Source organism: Pontibacterium sp. (assembly GCF_041587635.1).
Taxonomy (GTDB): domain Bacteria; phylum Pseudomonadota; class Gammaproteobacteria; order Pseudomonadales; family Balneatricaceae; genus Pontibacterium.
Map to the genome: position 1 here is coordinate 1 of NZ_JBFGYC010000627.1, position 2196 is coordinate 2196.

Annotated in this window: 2 protein-coding genes; both read left to right on the forward strand. The window is 48.4% G+C overall.

The features are described 5' to 3' along the window. Nucleotides 1–141: 141 nt before the first annotated feature. On the forward strand, nucleotides 142–666 hold the full coding sequence (locus ABYW01_RS19970) for a PAS domain-containing protein (protein WP_372836177.1): 525 nt from the start codon (nucleotides 142–144) through the stop codon (nucleotides 664–666). A 12-nt stretch (nucleotides 667–678) separates the two neighbouring features. After that, nucleotides 679–2190 (forward strand): methyl-accepting chemotaxis protein, encoded by a 1512-nt coding sequence (locus ABYW01_RS19975; protein ID WP_372836179.1) that lies wholly within the window; start codon nucleotides 679–681, stop codon nucleotides 2188–2190. Nucleotides 2191–2196 lie beyond the last annotated feature (6 nt).

Consider the following 2196-nt stretch of genomic DNA (forward strand, 5'->3'; position numbering starts at 1 on the left):
ACGTCACACAAATGACACCCCAAGGTGCTCATCAGCAACATCTCTCTCATTCAAATCACCTGAAAATATGCTTACAATCTGTAGGTTTAAAGCTCCGATGCCGGCACTGTAGCCGTACCACCGGTTGAGCGGAAGGAAAAGATGAAGCCTAGTATAACGCCGATTGATCGAGAAATTCGCCTTGGGGATGACGAGTTCATCGTAAGCAAAACCGATACCAAAGGAATTATTACCTACTGTAACCGGGTGTTTATGCATATTGCCGGATACAGTGAAGCCGAGCTACTTGGAAAGCAGCACAATATCGTCCGCCACCCCGATATGCCACGCGGTGTATTCCGATTTCTATGGCAAACCCTCCAAGACGGCGACGAATTTTTTGGCTACGTAAAAAACATGTGTAAGAGCGGCGCCTATTACTGGGTGTTTGCCAATGTTACCCCTGACTACGACGCAAGAGGCAGAGTTGTGGGATATTATTCCGTGCGCCGTAAGCCAAGTGATCAGGCTATCGCAGCACTAGCCCCCATCTATAAAGAGATGCTTGAGTTGGAAGCCCGCACCGGCGCGAAAGATGGACCTGACGCTTCAATACGCTTATTGCAGGAAAAACTTGATGCAATGGGTACCACCTACAATGACTTGGTCATGAGTCTGGATAATTAATCCGTAGCCGATATGAATAATCAAAAAAATTACCAGAACGGTACCAGTCAGGGCATCCCCATGCTGCGTACCCGCAATTTAATCATTTCGTCATCCATTCCCTTACTTATGGCGGCAACTTGTCTGACCGTAATACTGACCAGCGGTTTGTACTGGTGGCTGTTGATTCCTATGGGATTTTCCATCGGCTTGGGTATCTATACGTACGTTAGTCACAGCCATGCCATTGATGGATTGGAACGTATCTTTTTCACCCTAAAAGAAGCGAATCAAGGCAACCTTAGCGGCCGTATTACCCGCATGGCAGGCCTGGGTGAAGTAGGTATGGTCGCGTGGGAGCTCAACGACTTACTCGACCGTGTAGAGTCCTATCTCCGCGAAGTGGACTCCTGCTTTAAACATGTATCTGAAGGCAACTACGACAGACTGGCGCTTTACAAAGGCCTCCCCGGACAGTTACGCCAGTCCCTCATCAGAATCAACGAGTCCCTGGCCAAAATGCAGGCCGGACAAGAGTTTTTGGCCGCCAATGCCCTGCACTCAGAGCTTCATAACCTCAACACGGGTCACCTGATACGAAACCTGAAGCTAACGCAGGCCGATCTGGTCAAGATTTCGGACGAAATGGCGCAAGTTGAAGGCATTGCCACTCGCAACGGTGAAGTGGCAGACAATAGCCAAAGCGCTGTTAATGCGATGGCTACATCGTTGGAAAATATCAGTGGCAACATCGAATCAGTCAGCAGCGTTATCCACCAACTCGAGCAAGATAGCAAGCGGGTAACCGAGTCGCTTTCAATAATCACCGACATCGCAGACCAAACTAGCTTACTGGCATTAAACGCAGCCATTGAAGCCGCTCGCGCAGGAGAACAAGGGCGCGGATTTGCCGTCGTGGCAGATGAAGTTAAAGCACTCTCAAACCGCACAAAAGAAGCGGCCATTGATGTTAGCCAAACCATCGATAGCTTTAGCCAGCGTGTGCACGAGATGGTTGAACAATCAGAATCGTCTACTCGCGCTGCCTCCGAAGTCACTGAAAAAATCGAAGATTTCCGCCATCAATTTTCAGAAATCGCCTCTTCTGCAGAAGACACTAAACGCTTTGTTTCCTATGCGAAGGACAGAACTTTTGGTTCTTTGGCGAAAGCCGACCACGTTATCTTCAAACAAAATGGTTATCTCGCTTTAGATACCAGCGAGAACCGAGACCCAGAAATTGCTGCAATATCAACAACTCACACCGAATGTCGCCTCGGAAAGTGGTATTACGAGGGCTTTGGGCAAGAGGAGTTTCGACATACGTCTAGTTACCAAGCACTTGAACTTCCTCATGCGGCAGTGCACCATGCTGTACAGCAGGCAGTATCTTTACGCGACGAAAATTGGCAGAAACATGCTGAAGTTCGTGAAAAGATCGTTGACGCTATGCGGAATGCAGAAGAAGAAAGTTACAAAATACTGCAATATATCGATGACATGATTGAGGAACGTCATTCGATAGATGGATCTGGCCAGCGCTGATTCAGC

What these genes read in the sequence shown, in the direction of transcription:
- ABYW01_RS19975 (WP_372836179.1), top strand. Translation starts at nt 679, where the DNA reads ATGAATAATCAAAAAAATTACCAGAACGGTACCAGTCAGGGCATCCCC.
- ABYW01_RS19970 (WP_372836177.1), top strand. Translation starts at nt 142, where the DNA reads ATGAAGCCTAGTATAACGCCGATTGATCGAGAAATTCGCCTTGGGGAT.